Genomic DNA, 24,340 nt, shown 5'->3' with positions numbered 1-24,340 from the left:
AGGGATTCGGGGGCTGGCACCCAGGAACGATTCACCCGCCCCGCCTAGCGTGGAGAAGTCGTCGCCCTCACGGCACGGCCGCCGCCATCCTCGAGCCCGCCCACAGATCTGGAACCCGGAATGACGACCGTGAAGACGAACGACGGATCCTGGCTGAGCACGCTCGCCGACTGGGCGGTCTCGCTCATGGATGTGATCGGGCCCGCCGGTGCGGGCATCGCGATCGCGATGGAGAACCTCTTCCCGCCGCTGCCCAGCGAGGTGATCCTGCCGATGGCGGGACTGGCCGCGAGCCGTGGCTCGTTCACCGTCATCGAGGCCCTCGTGTGGACGACCGCGGGTTCGATCATCGGGGCGCTGCTGCTGTACGGCCTCGGCGCCTGGCTGGGCGTCGCGCGGCTGCGGGCGATCGCGGCGAAGATGCCGCTCCTGAAGCCGGAAGACATCGACCGCACGGTCGCCTGGTTCGAACGGCACGGCGGCAAGGCCGTGTTCTTCGGGCGCATGATCCCGATCTTCCGCAGTCTCATCTCCATCCCGGCCGGCATCACCCGCATGCCGGTGTGGCGGTTCGCCCTGCTGACGGCGGCGGGCAGCCTGCTCTGGAACTCGATCTTCGTGTTCTCGGGGTACTTCCTCGGCGAGTCCTGGCACATCGTCGAGCGCTATGCCGACATCTTGCAGTACGTGGTGATCGCCGTCGCCGCGGCGGCCTTCGCGTGGTTCGTCTGGGTGCGCGTGCGCGAGGCGCTCGCCGGACGCGACTCCCGCGATCGACGCGGCGAGCCCGAGCTCGACTGAGTGCGAGGCGTCGGAACCTGGGAGCACGCTCAGCCGGCCCATAGACGAGCCCCACGTAGACTGGGGCGGTGCCCGCAGCTCGCCTTCATCTCGTGCGCCACGGGGAGGTTCACAACCCCGCCCGCGTGCTCTACGGGCGACTGCCGGGATACGGCCTCAGCGCGGACGGCCGCCGCATGGCCCGTCAGGCCGCGGAGTACGTCGCTTCGCTCGAGCGACCGGTCTCGACGCTGGTCTGCTCGCCGCTGCAGCGCACCCAGGAATCCGCCGAGCCGTTCGCCGAGATGTTCGGCCTGGACCCCGTCATCGACGAGCGCGTCATCGAGCCGACCAACGTCTTCGAGGGCAAGCGCATGGCGATCGCCCTCATCAACCCGTGGAACTGGCGCCATCTGCGCAAGCCGGCCCTGCCCAGCTGGGGCGAGCCGTACGCGGACGTCGTGGGCCGCATGAACTCGGCCATGACGCACGCATGGGATGCCGCGGACGCCGGCGACGTGGTCATCGTGTCGCATCAGCTGCCGATCTGGATCACGCACCTCGCGGTCGCGGCGCTGCCGCTGCGGCACGACCCCCGCGAGAGACGATGCGCGCTGTCGAGCGTGACGAGCTTCGAGATGGTCGACAAGAAGTGGACCGAGATCGCCTACGCCGAGCCGGCGTCGACGGCCGGCGCCGTGGATGTGGGGGCGGTATGACCGGGCGTCGGTCGCTGAGCGGGCGAAGCGGGACGAGACGCAGGGCGAAGGCCGCGGCATCCGCTCTGCTCGTCGTCGGACTGATCGCGGGACTTGCCGCGTGCACGAGCGATCCCCTCGCCGAGCAGTACCGCTCCGGTGACAACAAGGGCTTCGTCGCGGCCGACGGCTTCGCCGTCGACGAGATCTCGACGGACGAGCGCACGGAGCCGGTCGAGTTCGACGCTGTCCTCGACACCGGCGGCACGGCGTCGAGTGCCGACTACGCGGGCGACGTGCTGGTCGTGAACTTCTGGTACGCCGGCTGCGCGCCGTGCCGGGTCGAGGCGCCCGAGCTCGCCGCCGCCGACGCGGCGTTCGAGGGGCAGGATGTCTCGTTCCTGGGCGTGAACCTCTACGACGGCGCCGAGGCGTCACGCGCCTTCGCCGAGACGTACGGCGTCTCCTACCCGAGCGCCCTCGCGACCGAGGACGGGTCGATCAAACTCGCGTTCGCTGGTGAGACCCCGCTGAACGCCGTGCCGGTCACGCTCGTGCTCGACAAGGACGGCCGGGTCGCCGCCCGCCTGGTGGGACAGATCGAAGACGCGTCCATCCTCGAGACCATCGTGCGCGAGACGCTGGAGGAGTCGTGAACCTCGGCGCGCTGGTCGCCGACGGGTCGCTGCTCATCGCGATCCCGATCGCGGTCCTCGCGGGCGCGATCTCGTTCCTCTCCCCGTGCGTGCTTCCGCTGGTTCCGGGGTACCTCGGCTTCATCGGCGGCGCGGTGAGCCCACGACCGGTGCGCGTGGGAACGGATGCCGCGGCGGAGGGCTCCTCGAAGGTCCGAGGCGTTTCGTCTCGCTCGTTCGTCGCTCGCTCAACGACCGAGAGCCCTGGGTCGTTGAGCGAGGGAGCGCCAGCGACCGAGACGAAACGCGCCGAACCCGCGGACGTCATCGAACCCGGGCGCGGGCGCCTCGTGCTCGGCGTGCTGCTGTTCATCGCCGGGTTCACCGTCGTCTTCGTCAGCATGGCGATGCTCGGCGGCACGCTGGGGCGCTTCCTGTTCGAGTACGCCGACCTCATCACCCGCATCCTCGGTGTGGTCATCATCGCGATGGGCCTCGTCTTCATCGGCTGGTTCGGCATGGCGCAGCGCATCACGCGGCCGCAGGTGCGCGGCAACCTCGGGCTGATCGGCGCGCCGCTGCTGGGCATTGCGCTCGGCATCGGCTGGGCGCCGTGCATCGGCCCCACCCTCGCCGTGATCCTCACGATGGCGTTCGACTCCGGGTCGGCGGCGCGCGCGGCGCTCCTCGGCGTGGCCTACTCGCTGGGGCTCGGCATCCCGTTCCTCCTGCTCACCCTCGGCTTCGGCTGGGCGACGCGCTCGGTCTCGTTCGTCCGCCGACACATCCGCGCCGTGAACGTCATCGGCGGGGTGCTGCTCATCGTGCTGGGCCTCCTGATGGTGACCGGTGTCTGGACCGCCGTCATGGCCCAGCTCCAGGGGGTGTTCGCCAGTGTCCCGGCCCCGCTCTGACGCCTCGACCGGCCCTGACGTCCCGACCGGCTCCGCCGCTTCGACCGGCACGGCGACCGGGTCGGCGGCGGCCGACCCGCTGCGTCCGGCCGATCACGCGGACGCGGCCGACCCGGCATCCGCCCCCGATGGCATCACCCAGCCGGCGCTCGGCGTCGTGGGATGGCTGCGGTGGGGCTGGCGCCAGCTCACCTCGATGCGCACCGCGCTCGTGCTCCTGCTGCTGCTCGCCATCGCGGCGGTGCCCGGGTCGCTCGTGCCGCAGCGCAGCGCCGACCCGAACGGCGTGCGCCAGTACTTCGTCGACAATCCCGACCTCGCGCCGGTGCTCGACAACCTGAGCCTGTTCGACGTGTACACGTCGCCGTGGTTCTCGGCGATCTACATCCTGCTGTTCGTCTCGCTCGTCGGCTGCGTCATCCCGCGCACGAAGCACCACTACAAGGCGATGCGCGCGCAGCCGCCGCGCACACCCGCGCGCCTGTCGCGGCTGGACGTGCATCGCTCCGAGATCCTCGAGTGCCAGGCCGATCAGGATGCCGCAGCCGCCGCGGGGGCGGCCGTCGACGCCGCACAGCAGCAGTTGCGCAAGGCCGGCTACCGCGTCGCGAGGTACGACGGCGGCAGGGCGTTCTCGGTCTCGGCCGAGCGCGGCTACCTCCGCGAGACCGGCAACCTCGTCTTCCATGCCTCGCTGGTGGGCGTGCTGCTGGCCGTCGGCATCGGCGGCGGGTTCACCTACACCGGGCAGACCGTCATCATCGAGGGCCGCACCTGGGTCAACACGATGCTCGACTACACCTCGTTCAACCCGGGCCGGTTCGTCGACGAGGACGCCCTCACGCCGTACGCGCTCACTCTCGACGACTTCTCGCTGTCGTACGTGGCACCCGGCCAGCAGGGTGCGGGCCAGGCGGGCGACTTCGTCGCGCACCTGTCGACCCAGTTCCCGGACGCCGACGCCGGCACGGGCGAGGTGCGCGTCAACCACCCGCTGCAGATCGCGGGTGACAAGGTCTATCTCATGGGCAACGGCTACGCCCCGACCATCACGGTCCGTGACAGCGACGGCGACGTGGTCTTCTCCGAGCCGGTGCCCTTCCTGCCGCAGGACAACAACATGACCTCGCAGGGCGTCGTGAAGGTGCCCGACGGGCTGCGCGAGCAGGTCGGCATGGTGGGCTTCTTCTATCCGACGGCCCAGGAGCTCACCAACGGCGCCCTCACGTCGGTGTACGGCGACCTCGAGTACCCGATGCTCACGTTCTGGGTCTACGCCGGCGACCTCGGCATCGACGGCGGCGTGCCGAAGTCGGTCTACACGCTCGATCCCGCGGAGATGACGCAGCTCGCGGGCGGCGACTCGGGCGCCGAGTCGCTCGAGCTGAAGCCCGGCGAGACCGTCGACCTGCCCGACGGGCTCGGGACCGTCACGTTCGAGAACGAGGCGCCCGAGGGCGCGGCCGGGTTCCAGGACTCGGTCAAGCGCTACGTGTCGCTGTCGATCCACCGTGACGCGGCGGCCACGTGGGTGCTGGTGTTCGCGGTGCTCGCCACCGCGGGCCTCCTCGCCGCGCTGTTCATCCCGCGTCGGCGGATGTGGGTGCGCGCGACGCCGCAGGGCCATACCGTGCAGCTCGAGTACGCCGGTCTCGCCCGCGGTGAGGACCCCGCGCTCGACGGCGCCGTCGAGCAGTTCGCCCAGCGGCATCTCGCGTCGCTCGCAGACCGTGAACCGGCCGGAGCCCGCCCCGCCCGGCCCGAAACCACCCCCGACGTAGACTGAGGACCATGCCCGACGCCTCCCCCCTCACCCTCGACTCCGTCTCGGTGCTGCTGGTCTGGACGGCCATCGCCATCTACGCCCTGGCGTTCATCACGTATGCGGTCGACCTGGCGCGGCGGGGTGCCGTCGCTGTGGAGGCGAAGGATGCCGCGGCCCAGACGGCGCGCGACCGTGAGCTCGTCGCCGCCGGCGGCGGGTCGGCGCGCACCGGGATCATCGAGCAGATGCGTGCGCAGGAGGCGGCGTCGGAGGACGCGCTGAACGCCCCCGTCGGCCGCCGCTCGCGGCTGGTCTGGGCGCGCATCGGCACGTCGCTGACGGTGCTCGGCTTCCTCTTCCATCTCGGCGGTGACGTGACGCGTGGCATCGCCGCCGGCCGGGTGCCGTGGTCGAACATGTACGAGTTCGCGCTCACCGGGACGCTGCTGATCGTGGCGGTGTACCTCGGGGTGCTCTTCCGCTACGACCTGCGGTTCCTCGGCACGTTCATCACCGGCCTCGTCGTCGTGCTGCTCGGCGGGACGGCCATCTGGTTCTACACCGACATCGTGCCGCTCATGGATCCGCTGAAGTCGGTCTGGCTCGTCATCCACGTCTTCGTCGCATCCCTCGCGACCGCCCTGTTCGCCCTCGCGTTCGGCCTGTCGGTGCTGCAGCTCATGCAGGCGCGGAGAGAGGCGAGGATTGCCGTGGCAGCCCGCGCTCAGGACGCGGCCGACAGCTCTGCCGGGTCCACCGCGAAGACCGGACCCCGGTTCCTGCAGACGCTTCCGAGCGCCGAGGCCCTCGAATCGCTGGCCTACCGGTTCGCGATCCTGGGTTTCATCTTCTGGACGTTCACGCTCATCGCGGGCTCCATCTGGGCCAACGACGCGTGGGGTCGCTACTGGGGCTTCGACACGAAGGAAGTCTGGACCTTCGTGATCTGGGTGCTCTACGCGGGGTACATCCACGCACGCGCGACACGCGGGTGGCGCGGGTCGCGGTCGGCGTGGCTTTCGATCATCGGCTTCACCGCTGTGATCTTCAACTTCACCATCGTCAACATGTTCTTCAAGGGCCTCCACGCCTACTCCGGCCTGAGCTGATCGCCGGCGTCGCACCGGCGCCGAATTGCTGATCGGCGCCACATTCCCCCGCGGGCATGAACGGCGGCGTGGGGAATGTTGCGCAGCCCCTTGACGCCGTCGTCGCGGCGGCGCTAGCTTTGCGCCTGTTCGGTTCGCCGTCCGCTTCGCACTCGGGTGCGCGCAGGCGGTGACCGGGCAGGGGTTCGATGCATGTGTCATCGCCGGGGTTCGGGGGAGCCGCCAAGCGGAACGAGTGCACCGGCGCGTTGTTGTCAGTTTCGTCATTCGAGCGACAGGCGCGTCATGAGTTGGGGACAGGGGACGAAGCGCTCTCGGGGCGCGGCGTTCGCCATGCTTGCGTACGCGACGGCGATCGCCGTCGCGGTGAGCATCGCGATCCCCTTCGGTGTGCCCGCGAACGCGAACGCCACCCCCGCCACGACCGCCCCCTTCGCCCGCGAGGCCGACCCGGCGCCCACCTCAGCACTCGTCGCTGCGGCGCCCTCCGAGGGACGCGCGTCCACCCCGGCACCCGAGATGATCGGGCAGCCCGCGGCCCTGAACGTGCGGCCGTTCGACGCGACCGACGTCGCACCGCCGACCGAGACGGCCCCGGCCGACACGGCTCCGGCCGAGACGCCGGCGCCCGCCGACCCTCCGCCTGCGCCGGAGCCGGCCCCCGATCCCGCGCCCGCGCCGGCACCGGAGCCCGCGCCGTCCGACCCCGCGCCTCAGCCCGTGGTCGTCGACCCGGCGCCCGCGACCGATCCCGCGCCCTCCGGCCCCGCGCCGTCCGAGCCGGCGCCTGCCGACTCGGCACCTGCAGCGCCGCCGGCACCCGCCCCGTGGGTGCTCACGATGTCGGGCACGGCGTCATCACTGGTCTTCCACGGCGACGGCACCGTCTCGTTCGAGGGGGTCACCCGCTCGCTGTCCGAGATCTCCGAGATCCGCGTGACCGGCACCTCCGGCGACGACACGTTCACGATCGACTTCGGCGGTGCGAACCCCGCGATCACGGTGGGCTTCGACGGTGCGGCAGGCTTCGACACGCTCGCCACCCGCGGCGGCGGCGGCTTCAGCTCGCAGCCGACGGACGGCTCGAGCGGCGTGATGCACTTCGGCGCGACGCGCGTCGAGTACGCCGGCATCGAGCCGATCGTCGCCGATAACGACCCCGGCGCCGGCGTCGAGTTCGCGCTCGCCGACGACGACGACGAGGCGATCCTCGAGGCGGGACCCGCCGCCGGACAGCTGCAGCTGCGCAGCGCCAACGGCACCTTCGAGACGACGACGTTCGCGGCCCCGGTCGGCACGGGCACCGTGCTCAAGATCACGGGCGGCGGCGGGCGCGACTCGCTGACCATCGTCGACGTCATCATCCTGGGGTTCGCGGCGTTCGTGGCCGAGTTCGAGGCGATCACGGTGACCGGCTCGCTGAGCGCGGGCGACATCACGCTGACCGCCTCCGAGAGCAACACCGACGGCATCCCGGTCAATGTGGCCGACTGCACGGACTTCGACGACTTCAGCATCACCGAATGCCTCGACCACGACGCCGACGCCTCGGTGATCATCGACGGCGGCCAGCTCCATGCGACGGGTGACGGCGGCGCCGCCACCGGCGGGATCACGCTGACGGCGACGGCCACCGTTGTGCCCGATGCCACCGCGGGCACCGCCTACCTCATCCTCGCGAACGCCGACGCGATCGTCGCCGTGCGCGGGGCCGCGGCCATCACCGCCACCGGCGCCTTCATTGCGACGGCCTCGTCGGTCGTCGGACCCGTGACCCTCATCAAGGACTATGGCGACGCCGCGTTCGTCACCTCGAACGCCTCCGCGACCATCGACGGCGACGCGGTCGTCGACATCGACGGCGCGGCGACGATCTCGGCCACCTCGACAGTGGACGTCGGAGCGACGCCGCAGACCGACCCGTCCAAGGACGAGGATCCGGTGAGCGGCAGCTTCGACGCCGCGGTGGCGATCCTGAGCGTGACGGCGAGCGCGATCGGCAAGGTGACGGGCAACGCCCGGATGATCATCGGGGGAGCGCTCGGGATCGCGGCGGCGAACACCGCCACGCTGAACGCGGTGGGTGACGCGCACGAGGCGGGAAGCGGCGCCGGCATCGCGTTCGCGCGACTCGTGCAGGCGACCGATGCCGCGATCGACTCCACCAACGCGACCGGCACCTCCGCGGCATCGCTCGACATCCTCGCGTCGCAGACGGCGACCGTCACGGCGACCGCCAAGGCGAGCCCGGGAGGCGCCTCGCAGAACAACAGCAACAAGGGTCCGAACGACGCCGACCGCGGCAACGGCCAGGCGAGCACGAGCGACGGCGCGCTCAGCGTCGCCGGCGCGTTCGGCATGGCGCTGACGAGCACCCACACGACCGGTCGCATCGTGGGCGCCAAGGTCACGACGACCGGCGCGCAGAAGGTGACGGCGCGCGGCAAGAACACGATCGCGGTCACCGGCGACGGCGGCACCACGACCGGCACCGGCGGGGCGAGCGGAAACGGCGTCGGCATCGGCGTCGCGCTGCTCATCACGGATCTCGCGACGAGGGCCTTCGTGCAGGGCGGCGCCCTCGATGCCGCGGGCGGCCTGACCATCGCCGCCGAGGGGCCGGACGCCGGGGACTCCTCGTTCACGGCGACGGCGGTCTCGGGCAAGAAGACCTCGGGCGGATCGATCGCCGTGGCGGGCTCATTCGCCCTGGCGAAGATCGACGCGCTGACCTCGGCGACGATCGACGGCGCCGGATCGTTCGCGAACCGCGCCGTCGCCGTCACGGCCCGCGGCAGCCACAAGAGCACCGCGAAGGCGACGGCAAAGCAGGAGCTCGGCGGGGACAACGGCAGCGCGGTGGGCGCGGGCGCATCGGTCGCGCTCAGTCTGATCCGCGACGACATCATCGCCGCGGTGGCAGCCGGGGCGACGCCCACCGGCATCGGCGCCCTCACACTGACCGCGACGGGTTCTGACGACGCGACCACTGAGACCGTCGGCGGTTCGGACGGCGGAACGAGCGCGACGCTCACGGGCGTGGCGAGCATCGCCGTCCACAACGTCCGCACTTTCGCCGGCGTCCTCACCGGAACGGCGCTCACGCTCGCCTCGCTCGCGGCGACCGCGTCGCAGACCGCGAAGGCGACGACGTCCGCGACCGGCGCGACCAAGGCCGGAACCGGCTCGTCGCTCGCGCTGACGATCTCGTTCGCCCTGGCCAGCGTCGATCACGAGGCCGAGGCATCCATCGCCCGTGACGTCTCGGCCAGCGGCCCGGTGTCGCTCACGGCCGAGGCCGTCTCGAAGACCACCACGACCGCCGAGGCGAGCGCCAAGGGCGCACCGGGCGAGGGCACGGGCGGCAACGCGACGAACGACAACGTGAAGACGAAGTCCGACACCAAGCTCGCCGACGCCGGCGCGAAGACCAAGGGCGGCGCCGACGGCGGCACGGCGACACCCGAGCAGAAGAACGAGGACGGCACGTCGGTGTCGGTGGCGGCGGCGATCGCCATCAACCTGGTCACGTCGGTGTCTCGCGCGATGCTGCTCGCCGGATCCACGCTCATCACGGGCGGCGCGGTCACCTTCGTCGCCTCGAACAACACGGATGCCACAGCCATCGCCAAGGGCACCGCAACAGACTCGACCACCGTGGGCATCGGCGCCGCCGTCGCCGTCAATAAGGTGCGCCTCATCAACGAGGCGGGCCTCGGGGTCGGAGCGTCGCTGCAGGCGGAGTCACTCGCCGTGACGGCGAACGTCAAGGTGGACGGGCCCGACGACGCGCACGTGTTCGAGGCGACCGCCCAGGCCGGCGCGACAGGCGCGGGCGGCACGCTCGGCATCGCCGGGGCCTTCGCGATGAACATCATCGACGAAGACACGCGGGCCGTGCTCGACGCCAGCAACGACCCCGCGCCGCAGCCGGTCGACCAGCCGCTGCAGGGCGTGATCCTCACCGGCGGGACGGCGAGCTTCACCGCCGGCTCGAAGAGCACCGACAAGGCATCGGGCAAGGCCGACCAGTCCGGCGACGGCACGGTCGGCATCGGCGCCGCGCTCGGGCTCAACCTCGTGACCCACGAGGTGTACGCGGGCATCGCCCTCGTGGCCAACGGCACGCGCGGACCCCCGCTCACCGGTGCAGGCGCACTCAGCATCACCGCCACGCACGCAGTGACGTTCACCACCGATGCGGAAGCCGGTGGAGCAGGCGGCAGCGTCACCATCGTCCCCGCGGTCGCCATCGTCCTCGCGACCGTCCACACCACCGCCGCCATCGGCGCCGGCACCGCTCCGCTCACCGCGTCGAGCATCGCCGCCACCGCCACCCAGACCGTCACCGCCGCGACGACCGCGAAGGGGTCGACGGTCGCCGGCACCTCCGCGGGCATCGGAGTGTCCCTCGCCCTTGCGATCCTCGACGACCTCGTGGCCTCCGCCGGCAGTGCCCGCAGCCTCACGACCACCGGGGCAGCCTCCTTCACCGCGAACCAGCGCGTCGACGCCACGACGACCGCCAAGGCGGCGACGTCGGGCGCCGCGCCCTCGGAGGGCAAGGACCAGGGCGGCAAGGACGTCAACCAGAAGGCCGATGCCAACCTCGGCCAGGCGAAGACCACGAAGCAGCAGAACGGCGCGGGGTCGACGTCGACCACGTCGACGCCGAAGGCGGCCACCAACGACAACAACGGCAGCTCGCTCTCGATCGCCGGCGCGATCGCGATCAACGTCGTCTCGCCCACCGCACGTGCCTGGTTCGCCGACGGGATCACGGTCTCCTCGGGCGGCGTGGTCAGCCTGCGGGCGCTCGCCGACATCGACGCGAAGGCCGACGCCCGCGGCGACAGCGCGGCGAAGGGCTCGGTGGGCATCGGCGCGGGCGTCGCCGTCCAGGCGGTCGAGATCACCGTGCGGGCCACGACAGGCGCGTCGACGATCACAGCGACCGGGCTGGTCGTCGAAGCGGGCATGCTCGACGGCGACACCGACGACGTCGTTCGTCGCTGGGACGACGCGAAGAAAGCCTGGGTCATCGTCGACGAGGGGGAGCAGCTGCCCGGTCCGTCGAAGAACGACACCGCCTACGTCAAGGAATCGGGCCAGGAGGGCATCTACACCTTCGACGGTTCGAGCTGGACCAACTCGACGCCCGGCGCGATCACCGCCGGCGACGAGCTGCCGGCTTCGCCGTCGGATGGCGACATGTTCCTGCTCACCGCCGAGAAGGACGGGCAGCCCGCGAACTCGGTCTGGAAGTACATCGGCACGATCTGGGTGTTCCAGACGGCCGCCGTGTACGCGAAGAAGGACGACCTGCCGAAGGACGAGCTCGAAGAGGGCGACTGGTTCTCGCTCACCAGGCAGGACGGCGCGAACACCCCCGGCTTCTACAAGCGCAACGGCAGCCACGAGTGGGAGCTCCAGTCGGTGACCGTGGGGTCGGGCGACCGCCTGCCCGCCGCCCCGACCGACGACCAGCTGTTCCGGCTCTTCGAGCACGAGATCACCTCGATCGCACGGGCCGGGGCCAGCAAGGCCGACAGCGTCGGCGTGGCCGGAGCCCTCGCGATCAACGTCCTCGGCAACCAGACCGAGGCCCTCCTGCCGGCCGGTGCGACGGTGACGCTCTCGTCGGCGGCATCCGCCATCACCGCCGAGAGCAACGAGAGGGATGCCGCGACCGCGACGTCGCAGGCGAGTGTGGGCAAGGCCACCGGCGTCGGGGCCGTCTTCGTGCTGCAGGTCATCGACGGCAGCGACGTGCGCGCCGAGGTCGAGAACGGCGCCGTCCTCACGGGCGGAACCGGCCTCACGATCGACGCCTTCGGCTTCCGCGAGCTCATCACCATGGCGGAGGGCGGCAGCGCCTCCACCGGTGCGTCGGCGATCGCGCCGGTCGTGGCGCTGGTCATCAGCGTCGACGACGACGTCACCTCACGGCTCGGATCCGGCACCGCCACGGCGATCACGGGCGCTCTCAGCGTGAAGGCCACGCACCACCTGCGGGTGCGGACCGACGGCAACGCCAAGGCCGCCGGCAAGAGCGCCGCCGTCGGCGCCATCATCGCGATCAACGCGATCGTCGGCTGGGACACGCTCGCCGAGCTCGCCCGCGACGCGTCGGCCGCCTCTGTCGCCGTCGTGGCGGACTCGCTGACCTTCACTGAGACCAAGGTCGAGGCGAGTGCTCAAGGCGCCGAGGCCGAGGACACCAAGACCGGCGACCAGAAGTCCACCGAGGCGGTCAACGGCGACAAGAACCCGAACACCGCGGGCACCCGGGACGACACCGCGGGCGTGCCGTCGTCCAACGGCGGCACGAACGGCCAGAACGGCGCCCAGGGCGCCAACACCCAGCAGGCCGGGCAGTCCGGGCAGTCCGCCAACGGCGGCGGGGGCAACGACACGACCGCCGTCGCTGCCGCGGTCGGCGTGAACTGGCTGGTGGCCACATCGACCGCGCGCATCGCGGCGAACGTCGTCGTCACGGCATCCACCGGCGATGTCGTGGTGCGCTCGCTCCTCGCCCAGCGCGCCTACGTCTTCGCGATCGGCACGGCCATCGACATCACGAACGGCGGCACGCGCGTGGGCGCCACCATCGGCCTCAACGTGCAGGATGCCGCCAACCGCGCGGTCGTCGGCGGCGGCGCGCATGTCACCGGCCAGACCGGCGTGACGGTGGCCGCGGTCGCGCCGGACGGCACGCACAACGACTTCATCGTCTGGTCCTTCGCGGCCGCGGGCGGCAAGAGCACCTCGGTCGCCGGCAGCGCAGCCGTGCAGATCCTGCTGCTCACCACCGAAGCCTCCGTCGGCGTCGGCGCCGAGATCGACGCCCCCGCCGGGGGAGTGACCGTGACCGCGAGCCAGCCCCTGCGGCTGCAGAACCTCGCGATCTCGGGTGCCCTGGGAACCGGGTCGGATGCCGCCGTCGGCGGTGCGTTCCTCGTGAACTACCTCGAGATCGGCACGCGCGCGTGGATCGACTCGAGCGGTGCGAGCCCGACCGCCGTCGACGCCACGGGCGCTGTCGCGGTCACTGCCGGCACGACCCTCGACCCGCTGGTGCCCGACGTGCCCGAACCGGTCGGAAGCAAGATCGACTTCCCGGCCGTGACGAACATCGCCATCTCCGGCGCGGCTTCGTCCGGCGGTGCGGCCGTGGTCGGCGCGTTCATCGTCAACATCTTCAACCTGCAGACCCGCGCCTGGATCGGCACGGCAGCCGAGGTCAACCAGGAGAACCCCGCGGGCGGCGCCGGGCAGGACGTCGCCGTGTCGGCGAGCGACTCGCTCACCGTCGTCGACGTGGGCGGGGCGCTCGGTCTCAGCAAGGATTCGGCGGGCGTCGGCATCACCGTCGTGGTCGAGATTTCGAACTCCGATGTGCGCGCCTGGATCGCCGACCAGGCCGTGGTGCGCGCCGGCGGCAGCGTCAGCGTAGAGGCGACGTCGATCGAGGACTGGTTCGTCCTCGCCGTCGCCGGTGCCGCCAGCGCCGGTTCCGTGGCGGCCTCCGGCGCCGTGCTCGTCGTCGTGGCCAACCAGGGCGGCAGCGACCCGCAGACGCTCGCGCGCATCGGACAGGCCGTCCTGCGCGCAGGAGACGACATCACGGTGCACGCGAAGAAGACCGTGGACGCGGCCCTCTCGAGCGGCAACCTCGCGGTGTCCACGAGCGGGCCCGGGATCGGGGCATCCGTCACCGTACACGTGCGGGACAACGACGTGACCGCGAGCATCCTCGCGGGTGCCGACCTTCAGGCTGCGGATGACACCCTCGTGAAGGCCGAGCAGGTCGGCGACTACCTGCTGCTCGCCGTGGGCGGAGCCGGCGGCCAGAACGTCGGGGTCGGCGGGTCGGTCACCGTCAACGTGCTCACCGACACGACGACGGCGAGCATCGGCTCGGGCGCCAGGGTCAACTGCGTCGGCGTCTCGTGCACCAACACCGGCGCGACCCTCACGCAGAACGTCGTCGTCGAGGCATCCGACCACACCACCGTGCTGGCGCTCGCCGGGGTGCTGGCCGTGGGCGGCACCGCGGGCGTCGGCGTCGGGGTCGACGTCGAAGTGGTGGACAAGACCACCCAGGCCTCCATCGGAAGCGGCAGCGTCGTGAACGCCAACGGGGATGTCGTGGTCAGCGCCGCCTCGTCCGAGCAGATCGATTCGATCTCGGCGGGCGGCTCGGTCGGCGGCACCGCCGCGGTCACCGTGAACGCCGCCGTTCCGGTCGTGACCGTCACGACGAAGGCGTGGATCGGGGCATCCGCCCTCGTCACGGCCGGCGGCAACGTCATCGTCGCGGCATCCGATGACTTCACGCTCTTCACGATCGCGGGCAACATCTCGGTCGCCGGAACGGCGGCGGTCGGCGCCGGGGTCGCAGTGCCCGTCGTGACCAAGACGACGCAGTCCTGGATCGGCGACGGCGCCCGGGTCACCTCTCGCGCGATCGCCGGTCACATGACCCACACCACGGTCGCCTCGGGCCCGTTCGACACGAACGGCACCGACACGCGCTTCGACCCGCGCGCCACCCTCGGCGGCTACCCGACGCCGTACCCGCAGAGCCCGATCAACGGCGGCGGACTCAAGGCCGACGGCGCGACCATCAACCTCGGCTACCAGCACGGCTTCAAGTCCGGGCAGCAGGTCGTGTACGACGCCGGCGGCGGTGCGCCGATCACCGGACTCACCGACGGCGGGACCTACTACGTGCTGCCCGTTTCGAGCACCGCGATCAAGCTGTGCCTCAAGCGCGGGCCTCCGCTCTCGCCGGGCTCCGACGAATTCTCGTGCGAGGCCGGGTTCCTCGTCACCGGACTCAGCCTTCCCGCCGGGGCGAAGATGGGCGAGAACCAGCGGTTCGTGCCCACCACCCAGCCCGGCCTCCCGTCCGATGTGTCGCCGCGCTTCACCGCCCAGTTCGCCGTCGGCACGAACTACCTCGTGCTCCCGTACGACATCACCGCCGACGTCGGCGACCCGGTCATCTACAGCGCCGGCGGTGGCACCCCGATCGGCGGCCTCGTCGACGGCGCGACGTACTACGTCGTGGACGACGACCCCGATCACTTCCAGCTCGCCCGCACCCAGTGCGAGGCCACCGGACTCGCCGACGACTGCAACGGCGTCGCGGGGCCGATCGTGCCGATCGTGTTCAGCTCGACCGGCGCCGGCCGCTCCCACAGCATCGTCCCCTCCGGCTCGCTGCCGGCCGCGGATGCCTCGGCCCTCGGACCGCAGGCGAACGTCACGCCGCAGCAGAGCGGATTCGCCGGCGTGGCCGTCACCGCCACCGACAGCACCTACCTCGCCGGCATCGGCATCTCGGCGGGCGGCGCGGGCACCGCGGCCGTCACGCTCTCCGGCTCCGTCACCGTCGCGACGGTCGATGTGAACGCCTGGATCGGCGCATCCGCGCTCATCAACTGCGGCAACGTCACGTGCAGCGTCAACGACGCCGCGTCGGCCGGAACGGGTCAGTCGGTGCTGGTTTCGGCATCCAGCTCGTTCCGCACCCTCGGTCTCGCCGCAGCCCTGGCGATCGGCGGCACGGCGGGGGTCGGAGCCTCGGCCGCCGTCCGCGTGATCGACCTCACCACGACCGCGGAGATCCGCGACAACGCCGTCGTCAACGCGCGGGACGACATCGTCGTGGTCGCCGACTCGTCGCTCACCATCGTCTCGGTCAACGCCGCCGCCGGCGGCGGCACCGTGGGCGTGGCGGGCACGGTCGGCGTCACCGTGGTCACGGCATCCACCATCGCCCGCACCGGACACCACGTCGTGCTCCGCGCCACGGGCGATATCGGCGTGTTCGCGCGGTCGGACGACCGGCTCATCCTCGTCACCGCCTCCGTGGCCGCCGGCTACGTCGGGGTCGGCGTCGGGGTCGGCGTCGCCGTCGTCGACAAGACGACCAAGGCCGTCATCGGCCAGTTCAACACCATCGTGGTGGGCGGGCACGGCGCCGCCGGCCTCGCCGGCGTGAGCAACGGGCTCATCGCAGCGGGCGACTTCGCCTCGTTCGGCGAGTTCCACGGCCTCGCCGTCCAGGCCGTCTCCCGTGAGAGCCTGTTCGGCCTGGTCGCAGGCGTCGGAGCGGGCTTCGTCGGCGTGACCGCGAACGTCGGGGTGAACATCTTCACCGTCGACACGCAGGCGTACATCGATCTCGCCACGACCGTCAACGCGGCCGGCACCGTCTCGGCGGCATCCGCTCAGCAGGGCGTCTCGGTCACCGCGGCCGACCGCTTCGACTCGGTCACTTTCGCCGGCGGTGCCGCCGGCGGGTTCGTCGGCGCGGCCGGGGGCGTCGACATCGGCGTCGCGAGCATCAACGTGACCGCGTACCTCGCCGCCGGAACGGACGTCTGGGCAAAGGGCGACGTGGCCGTGAACGCGCTGGGCGTCAAGCACGTCCAGTCGTACGCGATGAGCGTCGGCGCCGGCTTCGTCGGGGCCGCCGGGGCGGTGTCGGTGTGGTCGATCGGGACGAAGCCCACGAGCTCGTACTCGAGCGACGGCAACGGACCCGACCGCGGCACCTGGAGCTCGTCGATCTCGTACAACACCGGAGACGTCGTCACCTTCGACGGGCAGCGCTACACCGCCAAGCGCGTGAGCAAGGGCGCGCAGCCCGACCTGTCGGCCGCGGACTGGTCGCTCATCGAGGACTCCGACCCGACGAACTACGGGGGCAGCAGTTCGCAGGGCGACGCCGACAACGTGGTCGCCGGTGGTGGGGCCAGTGGCTGGAAGTCGATCCTCGGCGATGCGCCGTCCGGCCCCGGCAGCACGCCGTACCAGAACCGGGTGTACGACACCATGGCCGGCACGAGCACCGCCGTCGGCGCGTCGTCCAGCCAGACGTCGCCCACCACGCAGCGCTTCACGCAGCCGGCACCGCCGTCGGGAACGTCGGCGGGCATCTACGGCAGCGTCCACTCGCAGTCCGCGGATGTCAGCGTGATCGCCACGGATGAGCTCGTGGTCTTCGCCCTCGCGGGGGCCGTGGCCGGTGGCATCGGCGCGATCGGCGCGGGCGTCACGGTGCTCACGATCGGGCTCGACACCGACGCCGGAATCTACAGCGGAGCGCACGTCGACGCACCCGGTCGTATCGACGTGAAGGCGCTCGCGACCGAGCGCACCACGCAGATCGGCGTCGCGGGTGCCGGCGGGTTCATCGCGATCGCCGGGCAGGTCGCCGTGCTCAACGACCACGCCGCCCAGACCGCCCATGTCGACACCGGATCGTTCATCGACCGGGCAGACGCCGGGCTGTTCGTCAACGCGCGGGCCGACCGCGAGGTGTCGGTCTACGCGATCGGCATCACCGTCGGCGCCGGCGCAGCGGGCGTCTCGGTCGCGGTGATCACGATCGACGGAAACGCGCTGGCCGAGGTCGGCGCCGTCGTTCTCGACCACATCGGCGGCCTCGAGGTGCGGGCCTCCGACCGGTTCGTTCCCACCGTCCTCTCGATCGGCGTCGCCGGCGGCATCGCGGTCGGACTCAGCGGCGTGGTCGCCGTGATCACCTACTCCGGCGTGACCCGTGCCGAATCCTTCGCCACCGGCACGGTCGACGGCGACGTCATCGTCGCAGCGTCCGCCGAGCGCTCCACCATTGCGCCTCTCGCCGTCAACGTCTCGACCGGCGCACTCGCCGTCGGGGTCACCGTGCTCGTCGCCACGAGCGATCGCGACACCGAGGCCGAGCTCGGGGGAAGCCTGAGCCTCGCCGCGGTGCCGACCGCAGACGTCACCGTGAGCGCATCGGCCACGAACGCGGTCCGGGCGTACACACCCGGCGTCTCGATCGGTGGCGCCGCCATCACGGCGATGGTCCCCATCGCGACCGTCTCGGGGCACACCACGGCACTCCTGAGCGGAAGCGTCTCGGCGAACGACGTCAGCGTGACCGTCAGCGGCCGGCAGCAGGCATCCGCGCAGGTCGACGTGATCGGCGTGGCCGGAGCCGCCTTCAACGCCTCCGTCGCCATCGCCGTCGTCACCGACGGTGCCGAGGTCGCCGCGCGGGTCGCAGGACCCGCGTCGATCACCGCCACCGGCGCCGTCGTGGTCAGTGCCAGCCAGCCCGGCCGCAACGAGGCGATCGCGCTCGTCAACAGCATCCAGGTGAGCATGGCGTTCTCGGGTGCCGTCGTGTTCGCCGACGCGCGGCTGGGCAGCGCGCTCGTCGCCGCGCTCGACGGCGACGTCGTCTCGTCGGGCTCGGTGCAGGTGACCGCGAACGGCCAGAACTTCGCGCAGGCGAAGGTCCTGCTCGTCGCCGGCTCGCTCGGCGTCGGCATCGGCGTGAACGTGCTCACCGCCGTCATCACGTCGGCCGCCATGGTCGCCGCCACCTCGTCCGACGCGAACAACGACCAGCTCATGTCGAGCTCCGGCGCGATCTCGTTCTCGGCGACGTCCGGCCACACCGCCGAAGTCCACACCGACCTCGCCGGCGGCGGGCTCCTCGGCGGCGCGGCCGTCTCGGTGCCGACCGCCACAGTCGCCGGTGCGACCACCGCCTCCGTCGAAGGCGACGCGACAGGCAACGCCGGCGTGAGTGTCCAGGCCAGCAGCGCCAACCGGGTGACGAGCGAGGTCGTGCTGGTCGGCATAGGCGGCATCGCGGGGGCCGCGGTGAACGCCTCGACCGCGGAGATCACCGCCGCGGCGGCAACCCTGGCCGAGGTCAAGGCAGGCTCGGTGGTGAGTGCACCCGGTGATCCCGTCATCGTGCAGGCGACCTCGACGAACCGCGCCACTTCCCACACGCTCGCGATCGGTGCCGGCATCGCCGCGGCGGTCGCGGTCCAGATCACACTGGCGGAGGTGGCAGCCGCGACAACGGCGCGCTTCGACGGCGACATCCTGTCGACGCCGACCAAGACCGCGAGCCTGTTCGTCCAGTCGCAAGCCGGCAACCAGGCCGTCGCCGAGACGAAGTCCGCGACCGTATCGGCGGGGGCCAGCGTCACCGGCGTCAGCTCGCGCGCCATCGTCTCGGGTGAGACGCTCGCGATCCTCGGCTCGGCGGCGTCGGTCGACGTCTCGGGCGCCGTCACCGTGAAGGCCCTGCTGTCGACCTTCTCGGGCGAGCAGAACCTCGCGCGCAGCACGCTGCAGGGCATCGCCGGCGGCGGTATCGCCGCGGGATTCGTCGTGATCGAGGCGACCGTGTCGGGTGCTGTGCGGGCTCTCTTGAACGGCGCCGTCAGCGGCTCGGGATCGATCACGATCGACGCCGATGCGATCATGAAGGCCGACGCCCACAGCCTCTTCATCGCAGCCGGCCTCGGAGCGATGGCGGGCATCGCCACGACCGCCACAGTCTCTGCTGACACGATCGCCGGCGGCGATGCGGCAAGCAGCACGGCGATGACCAGCGGCGCGTTCACGGTCACCGCCGACTCGACCTACGACGCGACGTCGGACTCGAACGCGCCCACCGTGGGCGCCGTGGCCGTGACGGTGCAGCTCCCCAAGGCTGCGGTCAACGGGCGCACCGGAGCGGTCTACGCCGGGCAGGTCACCGGCGGATTCTCTGCCTCGGCAACCGCCCACTCGCACAACACGGCCGTCGCCGACGCATCAGAGATCATCAGCATCGGGTTCGGCCTGAGCGTCGCGGTCGCGTACGCCCGCGCCGAGGTGGGCGCGACGACGGAGGCGGCGCTGGGCGGCGCGATCGTCTCGGGCGCCGTCACGATCGCCGCGACCTCGGACGACGACGCCACAGCCAACGTCGGCGGCGTCGCCGGCGGCACGCTCGCCGTGCAACTGCTGCAGCCCGAGGCCCGCTCGCAGGGGAACACACGCGCCTACGTCGGCAACGGCAAGACGGTCTCGGGCAGCTCGCTGACGATCACCGCCACGGCGACTCCCGACGCCGTGACCGATGCGAAGATGGTGGGTCTCGCCGCCTTCGCCAACATCCTCGTCACCAACCCGGTGTCGCGGGTAGGCGGCACCACCGAGGTGTACATCGGCGACGACGAGACCGTCACCCTCGGCTCCGGGGCGCTCACGATGACCGCGACCCGCACGGCCGTGTCCACCGCGACGGCGACCCGCATCACGGTCGCGCCGATCAACATCTCGTTCGTGCACCTCGAGGCGTACACCGCCGGTCTCATCGCCGCCCACATCGACGACCGCGCCGACGTCACCGCGGGATCGGTCACGATGACCGCCGGCGGCACCAGCAGCCCGAGCGTCGCCAGCGCCGCGGTCGGAGTTTCGCTCATCGGCGGAGCCGGCGTGGAGCTGTACGCCGAGGACTCCACGACCACCGCGGCGTACATCGGCCCGAAGGCCGGCACGAGCGCCGCCGACGCGACGGACCCGACCAGCGTGACCACGACCGGCCCGGTCACGGTCACGGCCGCGCACACATCGCAGCCGCTCGCCTCGTCGGCATCGCTCACCGTGAGTCTCGGCCTGGACATCGCCGGCACCGACGCGACGGCGGTGTCGTCTCCGACCGTGCTGGCGTACCTGGGCGATCGGGCACAGGTGGATGCGGGGAGCGCCGCGATCTCGTTCGTAGCCGCCGCCATCGCCATCGCCATCGCCGATGCGAAGGGCTTCGGCCTCTCGGCCGGCGCGGCGGCGGGCTGGACGACGTCGAACGCGACGGTGAGCCCCACCGTCAAGGCGTACACGGTGGGCGGCGGCTCGCTGTCGGGCGGCCTGGTCGAACTGGTCGCGCGGGCCAACGTCGACGCGGCAGGCAACCTGCTCTCGCCGAGCTACACGTTCGGCGTCATCAATGACGCGAACGGCGCTATCTCGGATGGTTCCCACAGCGTGGCGCCGGCCTTCGCACGCGCGACGCTCGGCTCGATCGGACTGGGCGCGGGTATCGGCGGAGCCGAGGCCAAGGCGACGAACTCCCCGGTGCTGGTCGCCGGCGTCGGCGGCGGCACGCAGATCAGCGCCTCGTCCCTGCTTCGAGTGCTCGCTCGGTCGTTCGGGGACGCGCAGGTCGACGCCCTGTCGCTCTCGGCGGGCCTGCTCGCAGGCATCGGAGTGGTGATCGGCGCGGCGACCTCGGGCGGCACCGTCGACGCGTACTTCGACGGGACATCCGGCACGATCCAGAGCGCGACCGTGACGGCCCGCGCCGACGCACACCCTCGCATCCAGGGGCGCTCGGCGGCCGGCTCCATCGGCCTCGGGTTCACGAGTGCCACGCTCAAGGCGATCGCTTCGGTGGCCGTCACGGCCCGCGTGGGCGGGGACCTGCAGACCGCGGGCGACGTCACGGTGCTCGCCGACGCGCGGATCGCGGTGTCGGCGCTGTACAAGGCGATGGCCATCTCGGCGCTCGCCTCGGGCGTGGGCGGCTCGGTCACCGCGAGCGACCAGACGCACACCGCGGCGTCGATCTCGGGCACCGGACTCGTCCGAAGCACGCTCGGGAACGCGGCGGTCCTCGCCTGGCACAACTTCGACGGCGCGAACTACCTCACGGGCAACGAGGTGAGCGCGTCCGCCGGGTCGGTGACGTTCTCCATCGGGCTCGCCATCAGCAGCGTGACCATGCTGGCGCAGGCGCACGCGTCGACGATCGCAACGGTGGGGGCGGGAGCCACGCTGGCCGCAGCATCCGCCACCGCAGCCCTGCGCGCCCGTTCGTACAACTCGGCGATCGCCAGCTACAAGCGCACGCAGGGTGCGTTCCTCGCCAGCATCGCCCCTGACGCGAACCCGACCGCCGATGCGTCGGGCACCACGCGCGCGGACCTGCTCGGTCACGTGCGGGTCGGCACCGGGAGCGGAGCCGGCGCTCTGGACGTCCTCGCGAAGGCGCAGGATCTCTCGTTCGCGGGGATGGCGAATGCCGGTGGCGGGGTGCTGTCGATCAGCGACTCGTCGTCGACCGCGACCGGCACCCCCACCGTCGCCGTCACACTCGGCGGATCCTCGTCCGTCATCATCGTGTCGGGTGACATCTCAGCGAAGGCCGAGAGCTTCAACGACGCGGACGCTGCGACGTCGAGCGGCAGCGGCGGCCTCCTGAACATCAACCTGTTCGGTGCGTCGGCATGGATGAACCCGACGGTGCGGGCGACCATCACGGGCGGGTCGTCGATCACCAGCACGACCGGCGATGTCACGCTCGACGCGACGAGCAACGTCAAGCCGGCGGACGCCTCCGACGGCACCTTCGACGGCGCCGCGGTGTCGTCGAACATGATCACCTTCAGCAAGGTGCACAACGCGTACGACGGTCAGGTCGTCATCTACCGTTCGCAGGGCGGCACGATGATCGTCCCGAACCTGGAAGGACGCACCGTCAACGTCATCGTGACCGGCGCGACAACCCTCATGCTCGGCGTCTCGTTCATCTTCGACAACCCGGCCACCCCCGACACGGTCGAGGGCGCCACCGTCGACCCGGCGACCGACATCATCGACTTCGGCGGGCGCGCCCACAACCTCAAGACCGGTGACCTGGTCGTCTATCAGCCCACCGGCGGAGCGATCGGCGGCCTCGTCGCCGGCGGCGTCTACAAGGTCTACGTGATCGACGTCTTCCGTATCAAGCTGCAGTCCACGTCGGTCGACGTGGTGCACCCGCCGCAGGTGATCACGGGCGGCGACATCGACGACACGGACGACAAGATCTCGGGGGGCTTCAGCAACGGGCAGTACGTGACGTACCACACCGCCCCGCCGGCAGGTCTGTTCTCGAGCACGGCGGTCTCGGGCAACGTCATCAATGTCAGCACCGACCAGGACGGCAACCAGACGATCGACGACACGGTGCCCGCCAGCGGCACCCGCGTGTACTACACCGCGACCGGCGGCAGCGCGATCGGCGGGCTGTCCAGCGGAACGTACTACTACGTGATCCGCAACGACGGTCAGCACCTCCGACTCGCCGCCACTTACTGCCGCGCGGTGGGCATCGACGAGCACGGCAACGGGTGCCAGTCGTCGCCGGCCGGCCTCGGCGGGAACGACACCTTCGGCGGCTCCGTCATCGCGATCGGTCTGACCGCCGACCAGAGCCCCAACGGCAAGCTGACCCGCCACCGTCTCGACGCCGACGGCGACTTCGAGATCGGCAATCTCGACGACGGCCACGGCTACTACGTGGTCGGCGCGAACGGATCCACGTTCCAGCTGTCGCTCACGCTCGGCGGCACCGCGATCAACCTCAGCGACGGCGGCGGCTATCCGCACATCTTCCGGGTGGAGGGACTCGACCTCTCCAGCGCCGGCAGCGGCGAGCAGCGACTGGTGCTGCAGCTGTCGGCAGGGACCGGCTCGCAGAAGCTCGACGGGATCGGCGGGCCGTCGGGAGCAGCGAGCTCCAGCGACGGCGTCATCTCGGCGACCGCCGCAGGCGGCGGCGGCGGCGCGATCAACGTGTCGACGGCGTCCTCCGACGCCACGACGACGCTCGTCATCTCGGCGACGGTCGAGGCGAGCGCAAACGTCAAGGGCCGCGACGTCACCATCACCACGAACGGCACGGCGCTCGCCAAGGGCGTCGCAGGCAATGCCGGCGGCGGCGCGATCTCGATCGGCGACTCGGCTGCGCGTTCCAAGACCACCGTCACCAACACCGTGACCATCGCGGCGGGCGCCGAGGTCGAGGCATCCCGCAACATCCTCATCGCCGCCAACAGCGACCTGCGCCCGCGCGTGTACGCCAACACGCAGCAGGGCGGCTTCGTCGGCGGCTCGTTCGGATCGACCTCGGCCTGGGCCGCCTACGACACCAAGACGGTGACCGCAGGCACCCTCCGTGGGGCGAACCGGGTGGCGGTCGAGTCGCACACCTCCGTCGACGGCTTCGCCGACTCGATCGCCGACGTGGGCGGTCTGGGCGCGTCGGCCGAGACCGAGGCGAACGTGTATGTCGGCATCGGCGACGACAAGGCCGACACGACGACGGAGGCGGGCGGGGTCATCACGGCACGGCACGTCCGCATCGGCGCGTTCGTCGACAAGATGAACGCGTACGCGCACACCAAGACCTACGCGATCGCGCTGGGAGCCGATTCCGACGCAGACTCCGAGATCGCGATCGAGGGATACACGCGCACGTACCTCGTCGCCGGCCTTCAGCTCACCGGCCACGTCGACACCGCGATCCTCGCCGAATGGCTCGGCGTCGACCTGAACGCCGACGCGTTCGCCGAGTGCGACTGCGGAGGGGGCGGCACCGACTCGTACGCTCGCATCTTCGAGATCCACAACATCGTCGGCGACGGCGCCGACGAGCCGCAGGCCATGCAGGCCAAGGTGATCGGCCGATCGGGCGCGACCATCACGACCTCCGACCTGACGGTCGCCGTCAACGACCAGATCGCGCAGCTGCGGCGTCACGCGACGACCGACGGCGGACTGCTCGACGTCGGCAACGACGGGCTCGAGACCGGCAACA

The 24,340-nt window shown here is 71.3% G+C and carries 7 protein-coding genes (1 of these 7 running past the window's edge); all 7 read left to right on the top strand.

The genetic code is table 11. The features are described from left to right. The first annotated feature begins 120 nt into the window (after positions 1 to 120). Positions 121 to 801 (top strand): DedA family protein, encoded by a 681-nt coding sequence (locus ABG085_RS15330; RefSeq protein ID WP_347976598.1) that lies wholly within the window; start codon positions 121 to 123, stop codon positions 799 to 801. 68 nt (positions 802 to 869) lie between these two features. Next, positions 870 to 1,499, top strand: a complete 630-nt coding sequence (locus tag ABG085_RS15325) for a histidine phosphatase family protein (RefSeq protein WP_347976596.1) — start codon at positions 870 to 872, stop codon at positions 1,497 to 1,499. Continuing rightward, entirely contained in the window at positions 1,496 to 2,134 is a 639-nt protein-coding gene (locus ABG085_RS15320) for a TlpA disulfide reductase family protein (protein WP_347976595.1), read from the top strand. The genes ABG085_RS15325 and ABG085_RS15320 overlap by 4 nt, the downstream gene beginning before the upstream one ends. After that, on the top strand, positions 2,131 to 3,027 hold the full coding sequence (locus ABG085_RS15315) for a cytochrome c biogenesis protein CcdA (RefSeq protein ID WP_347976593.1): 897 nt from the start codon (positions 2,131 to 2,133) through the stop codon (positions 3,025 to 3,027). Before ABG085_RS15320 ends, ABG085_RS15315 begins: the two co-directional genes overlap by 4 nt. Positions 3,028 to 3,106: 79 nt before the next feature. Next, the gene (locus ABG085_RS15310) at positions 3,107 to 4,813 is read left to right on the top strand and encodes a cytochrome c biogenesis protein ResB (RefSeq protein ID WP_347979217.1); all 1,707 of its coding nucleotides are present in this window, start codon (positions 3,107 to 3,109) and stop codon (positions 4,811 to 4,813) included. 5 nt (positions 4,814 to 4,818) lie between these two features. Further along, entirely contained in the window at positions 4,819 to 5,901 is a 1,083-nt protein-coding gene (ccsB, locus tag ABG085_RS15305; RefSeq protein WP_347976592.1) for a c-type cytochrome biogenesis protein CcsB, read from the top strand. A 333-nt stretch (positions 5,902 to 6,234) separates the two neighbouring features. Next, positions 6,235 to 24,340: the 5' portion of a hypothetical protein gene (locus ABG085_RS15300; RefSeq protein WP_347976590.1), read on the top strand. 13,328 nt of this gene lie beyond the right edge of the window; only the first 18,106 of its 31,434 coding nucleotides appear in the window; the start codon lies at positions 6,235 to 6,237; its stop codon lies off the right edge, out of view.

This window comes from Microbacterium sp. ProA8 (assembly GCF_039905635.1).
Lineage (GTDB): Bacteria > Actinomycetota > Actinomycetes > Actinomycetales > Microbacteriaceae > Microbacterium > Microbacterium chionoecetis.
Note: the sequence above shows the minus strand (reverse complement) of the source record. Positions and strands in the feature narration are given on the sequence as shown.